15 protein-coding genes are annotated in these 16,548 nt (G+C 64.5%); 6 read left to right on the forward strand and 9 right to left on the reverse strand.

What is annotated here, in order from left to right; genetic code table 11:
* The first annotated feature begins 9 nt into the window (after window positions 1-9).
* Window positions 10-1,770 (forward strand): fatty acyl-AMP ligase, encoded by a 1,761-nt coding sequence (locus NTCA1_RS14990; RefSeq protein WP_159831088.1) that lies wholly within the window; start codon window positions 10-12, stop codon window positions 1,768-1,770.
* Between the two features lie 77 nt (window positions 1,771-1,847).
* Here the strand turns inward: NTCA1_RS14990 and NTCA1_RS14995 are convergent, their stop codons facing one another.
* The 5 genes from NTCA1_RS14995 to NTCA1_RS15015 form a co-directional block, all read right to left on the reverse strand.
* A complete protein-coding gene (locus NTCA1_RS14995) occupies window positions 1,848-3,125 on the reverse strand; it encodes an MFS transporter (protein ID WP_159831089.1) in 1,278 nt (425 codons plus the stop codon).
* Window positions 3,126-3,199: 74 nt separating this feature from the next.
* Window positions 3,200-3,661, reverse strand: coding sequence for a DUF2721 domain-containing protein (locus NTCA1_RS15000; RefSeq protein WP_236549342.1), 462 nt, complete (start codon window positions 3,659-3,661; stop codon window positions 3,200-3,202).
* 3 nt (window positions 3,662-3,664) lie between these two features.
* Window positions 3,665-4,480, reverse strand: a complete 816-nt coding sequence (locus tag NTCA1_RS15005) for a class I mannose-6-phosphate isomerase (protein WP_159831090.1) — start codon at window positions 4,478-4,480, stop codon at window positions 3,665-3,667.
* A gap of 10 nt (window positions 4,481-4,490) precedes the next feature.
* Complete coding sequence (locus tag NTCA1_RS15010) at window positions 4,491-5,540, reverse strand: mannose-1-phosphate guanylyltransferase (RefSeq protein WP_159831127.1); 1,050 nt, start codon at window positions 5,538-5,540, stop codon at window positions 4,491-4,493.
* 297 nt (window positions 5,541-5,837) lie between these two features.
* Window positions 5,838-6,578, reverse strand: coding sequence for a TonB family protein (locus NTCA1_RS15015; RefSeq protein WP_159831091.1), 741 nt, complete (start codon window positions 6,576-6,578; stop codon window positions 5,838-5,840).
* A gap of 15 nt (window positions 6,579-6,593) precedes the next feature.
* On the opposite strand from NTCA1_RS15015, the gene NTCA1_RS15020 reads away from it, so the two are divergent.
* Window positions 6,594-7,451, forward strand: coding sequence for a dienelactone hydrolase family protein (locus NTCA1_RS15020; RefSeq protein WP_236549343.1), 858 nt, complete (start codon window positions 6,594-6,596; stop codon window positions 7,449-7,451).
* A gap of 2 nt (window positions 7,452-7,453) precedes the next feature.
* Here NTCA1_RS15020 and NTCA1_RS15025 read toward each other — a convergent pair whose 3' ends face one another.
* Window positions 7,454-8,506, reverse strand: a complete 1,053-nt coding sequence (locus tag NTCA1_RS15025; RefSeq protein WP_159831092.1) for a phosphotransferase — start codon at window positions 8,504-8,506, stop codon at window positions 7,454-7,456.
* 135 nt (window positions 8,507-8,641) lie between these two features.
* On the opposite strand from NTCA1_RS15025, the gene NTCA1_RS15030 reads away from it, so the two are divergent.
* The 4 genes from NTCA1_RS15030 to NTCA1_RS15045 all read left to right on the forward strand — a co-directional run bounded on the left by NTCA1_RS15030 (window position 8,642) and on the right by NTCA1_RS15045 (window position 12,726).
* Window positions 8,642-9,850, forward strand: coding sequence for a CaiB/BaiF CoA-transferase family protein (locus NTCA1_RS15030; RefSeq protein WP_159831093.1), 1,209 nt, complete (start codon window positions 8,642-8,644; stop codon window positions 9,848-9,850).
* A gap of 2 nt (window positions 9,851-9,852) precedes the next feature.
* The gene (locus tag NTCA1_RS15035; protein ID WP_159831094.1) at window positions 9,853-10,251 is read left to right on the forward strand and encodes a Zn-ribbon domain-containing OB-fold protein; all 399 of its coding nucleotides are present in this window, start codon (window positions 9,853-9,855) and stop codon (window positions 10,249-10,251) included.
* The gene (locus NTCA1_RS15040; RefSeq protein WP_159831095.1) at window positions 10,248-11,444 is read left to right on the forward strand and encodes a thiolase family protein; all 1,197 of its coding nucleotides are present in this window, start codon (window positions 10,248-10,250) and stop codon (window positions 11,442-11,444) included. Before NTCA1_RS15035 ends, NTCA1_RS15040 begins: the two co-directional genes overlap by 4 nt.
* An 82-nt stretch (window positions 11,445-11,526) precedes the next feature.
* On the forward strand, window positions 11,527-12,726 hold the full coding sequence (locus NTCA1_RS15045; RefSeq protein WP_159831096.1) for an amidohydrolase family protein: 1,200 nt from the start codon (window positions 11,527-11,529) through the stop codon (window positions 12,724-12,726).
* A 40-nt stretch (window positions 12,727-12,766) separates the two neighbouring features.
* Here the strand turns inward: NTCA1_RS15045 and NTCA1_RS15050 are convergent, their stop codons facing one another.
* From NTCA1_RS15050 to NTCA1_RS15060, 3 genes are all read right to left on the reverse strand, one after another.
* Window positions 12,767-13,840 carry a phosphotransferase family protein gene (locus NTCA1_RS15050; RefSeq protein ID WP_159831097.1) on the reverse strand — a complete coding sequence of 358 codons (1,074 nt, stop codon included), beginning with the start codon at window positions 13,838-13,840 and terminating at the stop codon, window positions 12,767-12,769.
* 142 nt (window positions 13,841-13,982) lie between these two features.
* Entirely contained in the window at window positions 13,983-14,819 is an 837-nt protein-coding gene (locus NTCA1_RS15055; protein ID WP_159831098.1) for an IclR family transcriptional regulator, read from the reverse strand.
* Window positions 14,820-14,954: 135 nt separating this feature from the next.
* Complete coding sequence (locus NTCA1_RS15060) at window positions 14,955-16,511, reverse strand: class I adenylate-forming enzyme family protein (RefSeq protein ID WP_159831099.1); 1,557 nt, start codon at window positions 16,509-16,511, stop codon at window positions 14,955-14,957.
* Window positions 16,512-16,548 lie beyond the last annotated feature (37 nt).

Consider the following 16,548-nt stretch of genomic DNA (forward strand, 5'->3'; position numbering starts at 1 on the left):
TAGAACGAAATGAACGACACCATCAACGTGGTGCCGCAAACGCGCGAAGCACTTGTCGCCACGCCCAACGATGACGCACTTGCCCGCCGCTTTGCCGATTTCGACACCTTCGGCGATGCGCTCGACTATGCGGCGCAGGGCCAGCGCGGCTTCAATTTCCACGATCCGCGCGGCACGCTGAAGCAGGTCTATCCGTTCAGCCAGCTGCGCGCGGATTCGCTGAAGGTGGCCCATGCGCTGGTCGCGCGCGGGGTGAAAGCGAACGACCGCGTGGCGCTGATCGCCGAGACCGGCCCGGACTTCGCGGCCCTGTTCTGCGGCGTCGTCTATGCGGGCGCCTGGCCGGTGCCGCTGCCCCTGCCCACCAGCTTCGGCGGCAAGGACAACTACATCGAACAGCTCACCGTCCAGCTTTCCAGCTCGGATCCGATGCTGCTGGTCGGCCCCGACGAAATCGCCGAGATGACAGCGAAGGCCGCGGACCGTCAGGGCTGCGACCATGCCACCTGGGCCGATTTCGCGGCAAAAGACGCGCCCGAAGTCGAACTGCCCAAGGCCGGCCCGGACGATATCTGCTACCTGCAGTATTCCTCGGGATCGACGCGCTTCCCGCACGGCGTCGCCGTCACCCACCGCTCGCTCATGTCGAACCTTGCCGCGCACAGCCACGGCATGGAACTGACCGACGGCGATCGCTGCATCTCCTGGCTGCCCTGGTATCATGACATGGGCCTGGTCGGCTGCTTCCTTTCGCTGATCGCCAACCAGGTCTCGGGCGACTACCTCAAGACCGAGGACTTCGCCCGCCGTCCGCTCGCCTGGCTCGACATGATCACGCGCAACGAAGGCACCTCGATCTCGTACTCGCCGACGTTCGGCTACGACATCTGCGCCCGCCGCATTTCCAGCCAGAGCCCGGTTTCCGACCGCTTCGACCTGTCGCGCTGGCGCCTTGCCGGCAACGGCGCCGACATGATCCGCCCGGACGTGATGCAGAGCTTCGTCAACGCCTTCGCCGATGCAGGCTTCAAGGCTACGGCCTTCCTGCCCAGCTACGGCCTTGCCGAAGCGACCCTGGCAGTCACCATCATGCCGCCGGGCGAAGGCATCCGCGTCGAACTGGTCGAGGAAGAGCGCCTCTCCGGCAGCCCGCGCGATCTCAGCCGCCCCGCCCGCTACCGCGCCATTGTCAATTGCGGCAAGCCCGTGCGCGACATGGAAGTGGTGATCCGCGGCGAGAACGGCGACAGCCTGACAGACCACCAGATCGGCAAGGTCTGGTGCCGCGGCACCAGCGTCATGCATTCCTATTTCCGCGATCCCGAAGCGACCGAGGCCTGCCTCGTCGATGGTTGGCTCGATACCGGCGACATGGGTTACATGGCCGACGGCTACCTGTTCATCGTCGGCCGCGCGAAGGACATGATCATCATCAACGGCAAGAACCACTGGCCCCAGGATATCGAATGGGCCGTGGAACAGCTGCCGGGCTTCAACCATGGCGACATCGCCGCCTTCTCCGTCGAGATGGACAATGGCGAGGAAGCGCCCGCCGTGCTGGTCCACTGCCGCGTCTCCGATCCGGTGAAGCGCGTGGAACTGCGCGACCTGATCCGCGACAAGGTCCGTTCGATCACCGGGATGAACTGCGTGGTCGAACTGGTGCCGCCCAAGAGCCTGCCGCGCACCAGCTCGGGCAAGCTCAGCCGCGCCAAGGCGAAGAAGCTCTACCTTTCGGGCGAGATCGAACCGTTCAAGCTCGCCGCCTGATCGGGGCTTTCGGATAAGGGGACGGGCCGGGAAGCAATGCGCTTTCCGGCCCGTTTTCTGTTCGGGAGCGGTGAGACTTACGCCCTGGCTTCGGATTGCTCGGGATAGCGCGGCAAGGTTACCAGCAACGCGCCGCTCACTATGCAGCCGACTACGCCTGCCCATAGGAACGGGCCATAATCGCCCGACGTGTCGTAGACCACGCCGGCAAGCCAAGGCCCCAGGCCCGAGGCGAAAGCCACCAGCGCCGACATGGCGCCATAGATCGCGCCGAAATGCCGCATTCCCGCATGAGCGGCCGTCAGAAAGGCGCAGATCTGCATCTTGGTTCCGGCCGCATAGCCGTTCACCAGCAGCCCGAAGATCAGCGCAGCGCTGGAATCGATCCACCAGATCAGTACGAGGAAAGTGACGGCGGTAATGCCCATCGTCACGCCCCCGATCCAGTTGGATCTGTAGCGATCCATCAACAGGCCTGTGACGAGCTTCCCGACGATTCCCGCGAGCCCTGACAGGCCTGTCAGCCAGGCAGCGCTGGCACGGCTAACCCCGGCTTCGGTCAGGATGGGAAAGAGGTGGATTCCCAGCCCCACCGTCAATCCCATGACGACGAAAGTGGAAGCGGCAAGCTGCCAGATCGCCCGGCTGCGCAGCGCTTCGCGCAGAGAAAGGCCGGGAAGTTGCAGCCCCTGGTCGGCAGCCTCGGCTTTCCCCGCTTTCAGTGCCGCGCGGCGGGCATTGTCATGGGCGTCGTAGAGGAAAAGCGTGCAGAGCAGCAGCGTAAGGCCGCCCCAGCCCAGGGCGAACCAGATGAAGGCGCCCCTCCAGCCGCTATGCTCGATCAGGAAATTGCCGAGCGGCGGCACTACGGCCTGGGCGACCGCCGTGCCTGCAACCGTCATGCCCAGCGCAAGCCCGCGCCCCTTGTCGAACATGCCCGCTACCGCCGTGGTCCAGACGGTCGATTTGATCGTGGTGAGCAGAATGCCGAAGATCACCCAGAGCACGATCCACTGGACCCTGGATCCACTGGCGAAGGCAAAGGCACTCATCGAGGCCATGACCATCACGATACCCGGCAAGGCGAGGCGTCGTGACCCCACCCGATCGATCAGGGCGCCGTAGAAAGGCGAGAGCAAGGCGGTCACCAAAGTCGCGATCGCGGGGCCTGCCGAAAGCAGAGACCGGTTCCAGCCGAACTCCTTGCGCAGCGGCTCGAAGAACAGCCCGGTTCCCGCCAGCAGTACCGAGAAGAACGAGAAGCCGACCGCAGAGGCCAGGACCAGCTTCCAGCCCCGCCGCCATTCCGCCCATGAACCGGCGGGTTTTTCACCCACCTCCTTAAGTGCTTCCATCGCTCTCTCCCTCGCGAGAGAGCCTAGGCGTTATCGCCGAAACGCCAAACGCTCCGGCGATACCGAACCGGCGATCAGATCGTGCGGTGCAGTTCCAGATAATCGCGCGGGATGCTCAGCGCTTCCTTGGCCACCTGCGTCTCGCGCAGGAATAGCACGAGTGCCACCAGCAGCAGAACGATCGAGGCGAGGAAGATCACCGCCGCGACGCCGTGCAGGTTCAGGCCGGCCAGCCCCTGAAGGAACAGCACGGCCACGGTCGTACCGATGCACAGGGCCGAGAGCACCATGAAGCGGATGGCCTTGGTGATGATGTTGATGCGCTTGTCGACCAGACGGATTTCCAGGACGACCATGTCGTGCTCCGGCCCTTCCGTATGGTTATGGCGCTGTTGCAATTCGCGCGCGCGATCGACCACGCGGCCGAGACGGCTCGACAGGATGTTCAGGATATTGCCGATGGCGACGAGCACGAAAACGGGCGTCAGGGCCAGTTGGATGGTCTGGACGATCATGGCGTCGGTTATTTCAGACACGCGTCAGTCTGCACAGGCGCGGGCAAGCAGACAGACGCCGTTTTCCGCAAATTCCACTTCGTCCAGCGACGTCGCCAGGCCGCAGCCGCCGGGCGCCACGGTTTCTCCGCCGATCGCTACCGTGCCCTCACGCGGGATGATCAGCAGCGCCTGCGGATAGCGCGCCGCGATATCCGGCGAAGGCACGCCTTCCACCTGGTCGAGCAGGAACAGCGGGCCATCCACCAGCACGGCATTGCCCTCTGCCGGCACGCGCTTGTGCCAGCGGGCAAGATCGTAGACTTCGCCCCTGGCAACGGCCATGCCCTCGTCGAGGTGGAGTTCGCGCGGGCGGCCGTAGTCGTAGAGCCGATAGGTGATGTCGCTGTTCTGCTGAACCTCGATCAAGCTGACGCCCACGCCGATGGCATGGACGGTATTGGCCGGGATGTAGAAGAAATCGCCGGGCACGACCTCGTGCCAGGTCATCAGCCCCTCGATCGAACCGTCGCGCGCGGCCTTGCGCATCTCTTCCTCGCCGATCGGAGCATCGAAACCGATGCCGAGCGTCGCGCCGGGTTCCGCCGCGACGATCAGCCAGCATTCTTCCTTGCCTTGACGTCCCAGGCCCTTGGCAGTGGTCTGGGCATCGCTGGGATGAACCTGCACAGAGAGCTTCTCGCTGGTGAAGATGTACTTCACCAACAGATCCGGCAGAGCGGCGGGCGGCTCGAACCAGATCTCTCCGATACGCTCGCCTTCCGGGGCCACGAACGGCGCGGGCAGCACATCCTTGCCCCAGGGCTTTTCGACCTGGCGGATCGGCAGTGCAGCAGTCATCGATCTATCCTTACTGGTTGACGGCCCCGGAGAGCTTTCCGACCTTTTGCACACCGTCAACGGTCGTGACCAGTACATCGTTTCCGTCAATGACGACAATCACGTTTTCAAGCCCGATAACCGAAACCCTCGGCCCATCGCTGTCCACCAGGACATTGCGGCAATCGACCATCTCGACCTCGCCGGTGCCACGCACCGAATTGCCCTGCCCATCCCGCGCGAGCGCATCGTGCAGGGCCTGCCAGTTGCCGATGTCCGACCATTCCATGTCGGCCGGAACCAGCGCCGCGCGGCGGGTGTTTTCCATGACCGCGTAGTCCACCGAATCGCTTTCGACTGCGGCAAATGCAGCGGCATCGGGGTGGAAACGGTGGCCCTGTTCGGATCCCTTCTCGACCGCCTCGCGCACTTTGGCAGCGATCTGCGGACGGTGGGCGGATAGCTCGGCCATGAAGTCACCGACACGGAAAGCGAAGATGCCTCCATTCCAGGCGTAACTACCTTCGGCAAGGAACGACTTCGCGCGATCGAGGTCCGGCTTCTCCACGAATTGCGCCGTGCGGAAGGCCTTTTCGTGCCCCTCGATCGGTTCACCGCGCTTCAAGTAGCCGAAACCGGTTTCGGGCGCGGTCGCCTCGATGCCGAAGGAAACCAGCCAGCCCTCCTTTGCCAGTTCCGCCGCGGCGCAGGCCGCTTGGGCGAAGACTTCCGGCCGCCCGATATGGTGATCGCTCGGGCAGACCAGCATGATCGCATCCTCGGGAAGGCGGCAGGCGGCCAGCGCGATGGCGGCAGCGGTATTGCGCGCGGCGGGCTCGACGATGATCGAAGCGCCCTCGACGCCGCTGAGCTGCGCCTCGACATGTTCGAGATGCTTGGTGCCGGTAACGACGATCGGGGCGGCGAAACCGCCTGAAATCGGACAGCGCGCTACGGTTGCCTCGAACAACGTCGAATCGCCGACCAACGGCAGGAACGGCTTGGGCATGGCCACGCGGCTGCGCGGCCAGAGACGGGTGCCGCTGCCACCACAGAGAATGACGGGTACGATTTCGGGCATGGCGCTCGCAACATGAAGGGAAAGGGAGTTTTCCGGCGCGCTATTAGCCGCGCCTTCCACCAATGCAACAGGATCGATCCATTCAGACTTCATCATTCACTCCTGCTAGGCCCGCTGCGGGGCCTGGCTGCAAGCACGCTGTCTAAACAGGGGACGGACATCGCTCCGGATAGTCTCGTCACATTACAGTGCTCTAGTAGCCTTTATTCTAGCGGCAACTTCACAAGGCGTCTTGGCGGAACGGGACCAAATGACGGATCCCTGCGCCGCCCGGAAAAAGTCATCGATTGAAGCCGCTCACGCACCACCCTTGAGGAACCACCTCTGCCGCCAGCCATATTCGGCCTCCACCGGATTACCGCCCGCATCCCGCGCCGGTCTGAAACGGAAACGCTCCGTCGCGAGACGACAGGTGATCCGGTCGGCCTCGGCATCGGGGCTTGGACGGACAACCCGGCAGCTTTTCACTTGCCCTTCGGTGCCGATCCGCAGGGCGATGACGACTTGCGATCCGAGCCGCAGATCCCGGCTTTCACGGGGATAGTCACGCGCCGAATTGATGTCGCCCGCGATCTTCACCGGTTTGGCGGCAATTCCTCCGCCGCCACCCGATCCCGATCCGCCCCGGCCCGAACCTGTGCCTTCTCCGGCACCGGATTGGCCCGTGCCAGTTCCTTCACTGCGGGCACCGGAAGCGTCGTCGGCGCCGCTACCGGCAATCGGCGGGGCCTGCGTTGAGGCCAACGGCACGGGCGCCTGCGGAGCGGGAACCGGACGCGGAGAGGCCCGCTTGCCCGGCGCTCCGGCCGCGCCTTCGGGTTCCGGCTCAGCGGGCCTTGCCGCAGGGGTGGATTCCGGCGTTGGTGGTGGATCGAGCGGAACGTCGAAACTCTGCGTCAGCGAACCAGCGATGTTCGCCGCAAATTCGGGCGTGAAGGCACGCACCAGGATGACCACAACGGCAATATGAAGCGCCGCAACCAGCAATATCACGCCCAGCCGCGTCCGCCGCGCCGGTTTAAGATCGGCTCTGCCCATCAAGAGTGGAATGCCATGGCCTCCACCGACCTGACAAGCCGCCCAGCCAGTTTACAGGTGCGCGCAGCGAAGACATTCTCCTTGGAGAACCATAATTCACAACTGCAAACTCGGGAGAGATGGGAAATGCCTTTTGGAGCGAACCTATTCGAAGCGGTGGATTGCGAACACGAAGGCGCCATGCTCCGGGGCCGGTTGCTGCGGCCCTCTCATCGCGATGTCCGTCACCAACAGGGCGGCAGTGTACTGATGTTTCCGGGCGCGACCGGCCCGTCGAAATCCTACGAGTTGGCGATGCGGGAACTGGCCGATGCGGGCTATCTTGTCCTTGACGCGAACATGTACGGCGAGGAGGTCGATCTCACCTCCGTATCGACCGCCGGCCAGGGATTCGCGGACCTCATGGCTGATCCGGTCCGGCTGCGCGGCCGCGCGATTGCATGGTTCGAGCGGCTGCGCGACATGGCGGAGGTAGATCCCGAGAGGATCGCGGCGATAGGCTACTGCTTCGGTGGGAAATGCGTGCTCGAACTGGCCCGCAGCGGGGCCGCCTTACAGATGGTGACCTCCTTCCACGGTCTGCTGACCACCCATGCGCCGGCCCTCCCCGGATCGATCCGTGCCCGCGTCGCCATCTGGACCGGCGGCGAGGATCCTTATGCACCGCGGAGTGATACGGAAGCCGTGCAAGCCGAACTCGACGCCGCCGGAGCCGATTACCAGTTGACCCTTTTCGCGAAGGCCCGCCACGCTTTCATGGACCCCGACCATGACGGCTTCGCCCCCGGCATCGTCTATGATCGCGTGGCCCATCGCATCGCCTGGGCGGCGACACGCGCGCTTCTTTCCGAGACAATAGACGCCACGCCGTGACCTCAAACCTCCAGCAGGCCGTGACTTTCGTGCCGCGCGGCTGCCTTGCCCAGCCTGCCGACAAACTCGACGATAATGGGCGGATCCACACGCCGCGTGATCGACCATAGATAGAAGCCGTAGATCACCGCTTCACGGTATTGTTTCCAGGCCTCCTCGTCTCCGGGCATCGCGAAGCCGCGTCCCTGCATCATGGCGAGATATTCCCGAAGCAGTCGCCGCTCCTCCCGTTCGGCGGTTTCTGGGGGCAGCACGGCGTTGACATGATAGGCCACGTCCAGCGCCCACCCGCCGCGCTGAAGCAATTGCCAGTCGATCAGTCCCATCCCCTGGTTCCAGCGGAAAACGTTTCCGGCGTGGGCATCGCCATGGACCAGAAACTGAGGACGCAGCCGGTCACGTTCGGCCAGAGCCCTGAGCCCCGCGATCAGCCTGGGAGCGCTGCGGATAGGAGCGGGCAAACCTTCGCCGCGCGGGCCATCCAGCATTTCCTGCAGGGCGTCCGCCGTGACGTAATTCATCTCCGCCAGTTGCGAGAGCCGGGGGCGGATCCAGTCGAACCGCGCCAGCGTGTCGCTTCGTGCATGGAGCCGTGCGATCTGTTCCAGGCTCGCCAGTGCATCGTCGGCCGTGAACGCGTCCAGCGCCGAGCAGAACGAGGCTCCCTGTGCGACGAGATCCCGCATCACCGTGACGGCCTGTTGCCTGGAACGATCGGTAACGGTGACGACGCACGCGGGCACGGTGCATTCCACGATCGGCGCCAGTTCGCCGTAGAAATCCGATTCCAGCACGCAGGTCGATCCGCCGCGTGCCGTGATTTCGTCCACATCGAGCAAGCCCTTCAGGCAGAAAGCCTCTCTTGCGCCGTCCTCGAAGGTAACGGCGAAGCGAACCTTGGTCGCCACCGTCCGTATCACCTCAACCGTTTCGACCGCTTCCACCCGGCGCCCGAGAACGATGCCCAGCCATGCGGGATCCAGTGCCTGCATCAGCGTTTGCGGCACGGTCGCTGCGGCAGTGCGCGGCCTTTCCCGTATGATGTTGTCCGACATTCCGCACTCTCCCAGCATATCACCTTGGCTTGCCTAATTCTCCATTTCGTTACATTATTCGCAATAGAGAATTTCAATCGTCAAAATCCAGTCCGAAACATCGGATCGTCGGGCAAGAAAGGGAGAACGGCTCGAATGGGCACGCCACTCGAAGGCATAAAGGTCGTGGAAGTGGCCATGTGGGCTTTCGTCCCAGCCTGCGGCGGGATGCTTGCGGATCTCGGCGCGGACGTCATCAAGATCGAGCCGCCCAGCGGAGACCCGCTTCGGGGCTTGCACATCGGCCATCTCGGGCAAGGCGCCTTCGACTATTCCTGGGAGAGCTATAACCGCGGCAAGCGTTCGGTCACGCTTGACCTCAAGCAACCGGCGGGACGCGCGGTACTGGACCGGCTACTCGCCGAAGCGGACGTATTTCTCACCAACCTGCTGCCGCCCGCGCGTCGCGCCATGCGCATAGATGCCGAGACGCTGCGCCATGATTTCCCGCGCCTGATCTACGCCAGCGGCAGCGCGCTCGGCCCCAACGGGCCGGAAAGCGACAAGGGCGGCTACGACGCGATCACGTTCTGGGCACGCGGCGGCATCGCGTCCGCATTGACCGAGGAAGGCGCTCTTCATCCCGTCGCGCCGCCCGGGCCCGCCTTTGGCGACACTCTGTCCGGCGCCATGCTGGCGGGCGGCATATGCGCCGCCATCGCCCGACGCGCGCTGACCGGCGAGGCGGGCGAAGTCGACGTCTCCCTGCTCGCTACCGCCATGTGGTCTCAGCAACGGCTTATCTGTCAGGCCGCCGCCGACGGGGTGCGCAAATATCCCCGCCCGAAGGTCGATCGGCCGAACAATGTGCTGGTCGCCAATTACCGCACTTCCGACGGACGTTTCATCGCCCTCTGCATGCTTCAGGCCGACCGTTACTGGGCCCCTTTCTGCCGGGCGGCGGGCCGCCCCGACCTTGCCGGCGACCCGCGATTTGCGGACGAAGCCGCGCGCCGAGAGCATCTTGCCGTCTGCCATCAGGCAGTTTCCGCGCTTTTTGCATCCAAGCCGCTGGCCGAATGGAAAGAGATACTCGCCCGGCAGGACGGCCAGTGGGACGTCGTGCAGGATGTCGGCGAAATCGCGCAGGATGTGCAAGTCCGCGCGAACGGCTATCTCAAGCAAGTTCCCGCAGGCAATGGCGCCAGCCTGCCCATGGTCTCCGTGCCCATCCTGTTCGACGGCGCGGCACTGCCTTCCACGCGATCGCCCGAACTCGGCGCGGACAGCGACGCCGTGCTTTCCGAACTAGGCTATAGCGAGGACGAAGTGATCGATCTCAAGGTCCAGGGCATCGTGTTCTGAGCATGATCCGCAAGCTTCCCCGGTTGGAGCCGGACACCGCCTTCTTCTGGACTTCCGGCGCCGATGGGCGGCTGCGCATCCAGCGCTGCGCCGATTGCGGCACTTGGCAGCACCCTCCCTTGCCCCGCTGCGCCCAGTGCCATGGCGAGGCGGTCGGCCCTGAACCGGTCTCCGGCAAGGGCCGTATCGCCAGCTATACGGTGAACCATGAGGCATGGCTGCCGGGTCTGGCAGTGCCCTACATCCTGGCCATGGTCGAACTGGCCGAGCAGGCGCAGCTCTACGTCTTTACCACGCTCGTCGCCACCGAAGCGGAAGCACGGACAGGCTTGCCGGTGCGCGTCTCATTCGAAAGGCACGAAGACATCTGGCTCCCCCTGTTCCGGCCCGAAACGCCATGACCCCGCTGCCCGAAAAGCTGCCCGAAAAGCTCGTCTGCGTGACCGGCGCGGCGCAGTCCGAGGTCGCCCGCCCCTCGCCGCGCAGCGCGCTGCAACTGACCGCCGACGCCTGCCTCGCGGCGATCGCGGACGCCGGACTGGACGTCTCGGAGATCGACGGGATCGCGACTTACCCCGGAAAGTCATCGGAAGGCGGCGGCATCGCCCCCGTCAGTCCATCCGAAGCCGCAGCCATGCTGGGGCTGAACCCGCGCTGGATACTGGCCTCTTCCGAAGGCTTCAGCCACATGGCCCCGATATTCAATGCCGTCACCGCCATTGCCTGCGGCCTGGCGCGCCATGTAGTGGTGTTCCGAACGGTCGCACAGGCAAGTGCCCGCAGACAGGCCCGCGCCTCCACGCTCATGGCCGGCGGGGGCGATCGGGTAGACGGCAACAATGCCTGGACCGTACCGTTCGGGGCGCTCTCGCCGGTCAATACCTTCGCGCTCTATGCCCAGGCCTATTGCGACCGTTACCGCGCCACCGCCGAGCAACTGGGCGCCTTGGCCGTCAGCAGCCGCGCCCATGCCGCCCGCAATCCTGCAGCGATCTATCGCGATCCGATCACGCTGGACGACTACCTTGCCGCCCGCACGATCTCTTCTCCCCTGCGTCTCTACGATTGCGATGTCCACGTCGACGGCGCCACCGCGCTGGTGCTTTCCCATCGCGATGCCTCGCGGGATCTGCGCAGGCCGCCGATCCACCTGGAAGCCATGGGCATGGCCGTCGGCGGCCTCTGGACCGGGCAGCACGAGGGCGACTTCACGAGCTTGCCCGGTGCCGCCCGCGCTGGCGAGATGCTCTGGTCTCGCACCGACCTGACGCCCGGACAGATCGATTGCGCGCAGATCTATGACGGTTTCTCGATCTTCGTCTGGCTCTGGCTGGAAGCCCTGCGTCTGGTCGAGCCGGGCGAAGCCTGCCGGTTCACCGAGGGCGGCCATCGTATCGGCCTGACCGGCGAACTGCCGCTGAACACCGGCGGGGGCCAGCTTTCGGCAGGGAGACTGCACGGTTACGGGCATATCCATGAGGCCTGCATCCAGCTCTGGGGGCTTGGCGGTGACAGGCAGGTAGCGGGCGCCCGCACCGCGATCGTTTCCAACGGCGGCTACGGATATGGCGCGATGCTCTTGCGGCGGGAGTGAAGCACGATACCGGCGCTTGACTCGAATATTCTATATATCGATAATGAATTCGAAATAACGAATACACGAGAGGAGTCGAAAGATGAGCGAAGCCGATCCGGCCGTTCGTGCAAATGCGGCCTCTGCCTGGACTTACGGCCCGATTTTCGATGCGGACGCGCATATCGATCCGCCACACGACATGTGGAAGGATTACCTCCCCGCCCGTCTCCGAGACCGCGCCCCTTTCATCGAGCATGCCGAGGACGGCGATTACATCTGCTTCGAAGGCAATCGCCGCCCCTTCATGATGATCAACAATCAGGCGGGGCGCGAAGGCCGGAACTTCAAGATGAAGGGGCGTCTGGCGGACCAGCGCAAGGTATGGGAACCGGCAACGCGCCTTGCCGATATGGATGCGGACGGCATGGACGCCGCCCTGCTGTTCGGCGGCGGTCCATTGGGCTCGTTCGACAACGAACTCTACATCGCCAGCTATGAAGCCTATCAGAACTGGGTGCTGGATTTCTGCTCGGCCGCGCCGGAGCGGCTCTATCCGGTGGGCTATGTGCCGATGCGCGACGTGGACGAAACCGTCGAACATGTCCGGCGTCTGGCCGGAAAGGGCTTTCGCGCCATCAACCTGCCGGCCTTCCCGCAGAATGCCGAGGCCTGGAATACGAGTTCCGGTGTGGCCGCGCTCAAGCCGGGGCAAGTCTCCGCACTGACCGGCGATGCCAAGGGCGCGCTGCAATATTACCAGCCGGAGTTCAACCGGCTCTGGGCCGCGCTCTGCGACCACGATCTCGTCGTCACTTTCCACCTCGGCGCCCGCGTCCCGCGCTTCGGGGAAAAGCAGTTCTTCCTGCCTGACATGCCGATGAGCAAACTGGCCATGGCCGAGCCGCTGGGCATCCTGATCTACAACGGCGTCTTCGACCGCTTCCCTGCCTTGCGCGTCGGCTCGATGGAAAGCGGCGTGGGCTGGTTCGCCTGGTATGCGGAATACAACGACCGGACCTGGGAAAAGCAGCGCTACTGGACCGAGTCCACCCTGCAGAATCCACCAAGCTGGTACATGGACCGCAACGTCTTCGGCTCTTTCATTCAGGACCGCGCGGGGATCCTGAACCGCGATCTGCCCGGCAGCCGCAACATCATGTGGTCATCGGACTATCCGCATTCGGAAACCACCTTCCCGCGTTCCCGCGAGATCATCCTGCGCGACTTCGCCGGTGTTCCCGAAGCCGATGTCAGGGCCATCATCCACGACAATTGCCGCCGGATGCTGGGATTATCGTAAAGCCTGCAATAGCCCGATCGGGATTTCCCGATCGGGCCCTTCACGCGACCTTCAGTCGCCGCGCCATGGACGCCGCGTCCATCATCCGCGTACCCCGCAAGTGGCCGAGGCGGATGCCGGTGCAGGTCATCTTGAAATTCGCGAAATCCTCGTACCATTCCAGGTCGGCGGCGGATTTGCCCGTCAGTTCTTCCCAAAGCGCCACGGTTTCCTCACGGCTGCCCATCCCCTCGAGCGGTGCGCCATAAGTGGAATCCGGCCCGTGCATGGTCCCGGCCAATACGCAGAACCACGCTAGATCATGCAGGGCACCGCCCAGTGAGGGCTGCTCCCAGTCCATCACCGCGACCACGTCGAAGTCTTCGTCGAACATCATGTTGCCGATCCGGGCATCCCCCCAGACGAGACCTTCCGGCCGGTTCCGGGGCCAGAGGCCTTGCAACCGCTCCAGCGCGGCCGTCAGCACCGGCAGCGGTTCCACTTCCTGCAACCAACCGGCGAACCGGCAGTACTTGGCCCATTCCTGCTCCAGCCCCCGCTCACCGTTCGGACCGGCCAGAAATTCGAGCTTCTCCAACGGCGCACCCTGCACCGCGGCCAATTGCCGAACGGCATTGCGCCACAGCAGATTGCGCTGATCGGGGGCGGCATCCTTGAGCCACCCTTCCCGGGCATAAGGCGGGATCGATACCGGAACGCGGCCCCATTTGCGCTCCATGACGAAGAATGGATTGCCGAGCACGCCCGGGTCTTCCTCGAACCAGAGCGGGCGGGCCACGCGCACTGCGTCAGGCTTTGCCTTGCCATGTGGCTGACCGATATCCGCCAGAACCTTCATGACGCGGTACTGCTGCTCGAACAGATCGTCGGGAAAGACCGTGAAGCCGCGGGGCTTGATGCGGACCACGCAGCCCAGCTGCCGCGCCGTGCCCGCCTCGCGCCAATGCGCCTCGAACAGGATCGTCTCGTGGCTCTGACCGGCCCCGCGCGGATAAGTGAGATCCCGGATTTCCACCGCTTCGGCCTGCGGCAGACGCGTCTTGAACCAGCCCCCCAGAATGCCAGCCAATTCGCCGAGGTCGCGGGTTTCCGGCGCGACAATCACGTCAGACATGCGGCTCTCCCATTGCCATTTTTCCAAATAGCGAATTTTTATTCGCCTATTTGATAAGTCGCAGAGAGCCTCGCGGTCAAGCCTCGCATAACGAAGCCGACACGAATATCCGTGCGGACGAAAGATCTCCGGGAGTAGCGGCTCAGGCCGTCTCAGGGTCGCCGATCAGGAAGCGGGAAATACGAGTGCAGGCCTCGGCAAGCGCCTTGCCGGCCGTGCGGATTTCGGCGCCTGTCGTCGCGCCGTTGAAGCCCGCCAGTACCAGCGAAATCGAAACCCGGTCACGCGCATCGTAGATCGGCGCCATGATGGCCATGAGCGGATAGACGCCGTCGTCATCCAGATCGGTGCGCGGCACCACGGGCGGATCCTCCAGGCCGGAAGGAGAAATGGCCTCGCCGGCGACGCTCTCCGGCCGCCGCGTCAGGGCGATGAAGCCGTTTTTGCGCACGAAAGCCATGCCCGCATAGAGCTGTTCAAGCTGTTCGGCGCTGGGCGAAGGATTGATCCGCACTTGCGCGGCATCGGCCTCTCTGGGCGAACGCGCGAAGAAGGACGTGGCCTGGACCCAGCGCAGCGGCATGCGTGTGCCCAGCGGCACGGGATAGCCGACATGGCTGGCGGAAGCCGCGCGCTCACGCAGGTGAATGGTGTCACCCTCGAGAAAATAGGCACCGCAAACCAGATCGAAATCGTCCGCCAGCTTGCGCATTTCCGGCTGCGCCACCTGAAGCGGCGAAAAATGTTCCGCCGCCGTGCGCCCGATCGCCGCCAGTGCCGGACCGAGCACGTAAGTCTTGTCGCTGGTACGATAGAGATAGCCGACATCGACGAGGCCGGTCAGCAGCGCATGACACGTCGCGCGGCTGAGCTTGAGCGCGCGCACCAGATCTGTCAGCGCGAAAGACTGTCGCGGATGGTCGGCAATGAAATTGAGAATGGCGGCCATGCGGGCGACGCCGGGAGAGGAACGCGACATGGAGGCTTTCGCTATTTCGAATTGCCTGTCGGGTTATGGGGCGTTGAGAGCTTCGTCAATGGTGCGCTGAGACAGGGAGTGGCCTGCCGGGCTTGAAACACCCTGCCCAAAGCCCGGTTTCGAACGCCGGAAACGCTAATCGCTGACGACCTGTCGCGCTTCCAGCCGCTCCGAAACGATCCGCGCGATTTCGCGTCGGGCAACCTTGTTGGAATGCAGCAGCGGCACCTCGTCGCGGGCAAGTTCCACCCAGGCGCGCGGCACCTTGTAGGACGAGAGACCGGCCTTCATCCGCGCCTCGATGGCAGGCAGATCGAGCACAATACCGTCCCGTGCAACCAGCGCCGCCACCAGCAAGGCACCCCGCTCGCGATCCGGCAGGCCCACGACATAGGCGCTGTGGACCCCGTCCAATGCCTGCAATTCCATCTCGACCTCGGCGGGCGAGACGTTCGAGCCAGACACTTTGATCATGTCCCCGCCCCGGCCGACGAAATGGATGCGGCGGCCATCCGCGCGATCTTCGACAAGGCAGAGGTCGCCGGTGCGCAAATAGCCATCCGGCGTGTAATGCTCGACACGGTCGATCTTGTGGAGCGCCGGGGCGACGGCGGGGCCGCGCACCTGCATTTCACCCACTTCACCGTTGCCGACCGGGCGGCCGTCCTGATCGGCGATGCGGACCTCGTAACCCGGAGCGAAGTGGTCCATCGGCGCGCAGACTGGGCGACCGGGGACGCGAAACTCGTCGCCCCATCCGTAAGGGCCCAATGTCTCGCTCATGCCAAGACCCCACCAGGGCTGCGGGCCCTTGATGCGTTCGAGGTCTTCCTCGGCCAGTACCGATCCCATGGCGAAGCGGCTGTTGCTCAGCGTTCGTTCGGAGCAAACCGTAACCGCGCCCTGCTCCCAATCCGGCAGCAGCGAGAGCATCAGCCCGCCCACCCAGAACATCGGCAATTGCGCGGGGCGCTCTTCGCCCTGTTTCACGCCCAGGATCTGGGCCAACCAGTGGCTGCGCGCCAGAACCGCGCCGTGGAGATGGCGCACACCCTTGGGCAGCGCCATCGAACCGGAAGTGTAGATCTCGATCATCTGGTCGGTCGGATGAACCTCGGACTCGACCTCGCGCAGCACCTCTTCGCCCACATCGACATCAGTAAGCCACGCCGTCGACGCGACGGCGGCGGGCAAGTCCGCTCCGCTGGAGATGATCCAACGCAAGTACGGCACACGCGGCAGGCGCAGCGCGCCGCAAGTCTGGGCGGCAAGTTCGGGCAGCGCCTCGATGAGCCGGGTCACAAGATCCTTGCCCAGCATGGTCCGCTGAACGATCAGCCCCTGCACGTCGCTCTGACGCAGCACACGGACCAGTTCATTGGCGCGGATCATCGTGCTGATCGGCACCGCGACCGCGCCGATGCGGGCAATGGCGGCCAAGACCATGGCAAAGCCCGGACCGTTGCCGAAGATGAACCCGACCCGCGCGCCCTTGCCCACACCGCGCGCCAGCAGTCCGCGCGCAATTTCTGCGGATTGGCGGTCAAGATCGGTGAAACTGGCGCTTTCGCTGCCGGTTTCGGTCTCCAGCGTGATCGCCACGGCATCGCCGTAAGCAGCGGCGGCAGAGCGGATCAGTTCGGGAAAGGTCCGGGCCGCGCCCGGCGTGCTTTCGCTTCTCAATGCACTCATCCTCTCGCCCGCTCCAGGACGCGATCCTGCGTCGCGA

Origin of the sequence: Novosphingobium sp. TCA1, from assembly GCF_009811895.1 — a bacterium.
GTDB lineage: Bacteria > Pseudomonadota > Alphaproteobacteria > Sphingomonadales > Sphingomonadaceae > Novosphingobium > Novosphingobium panipatense_A.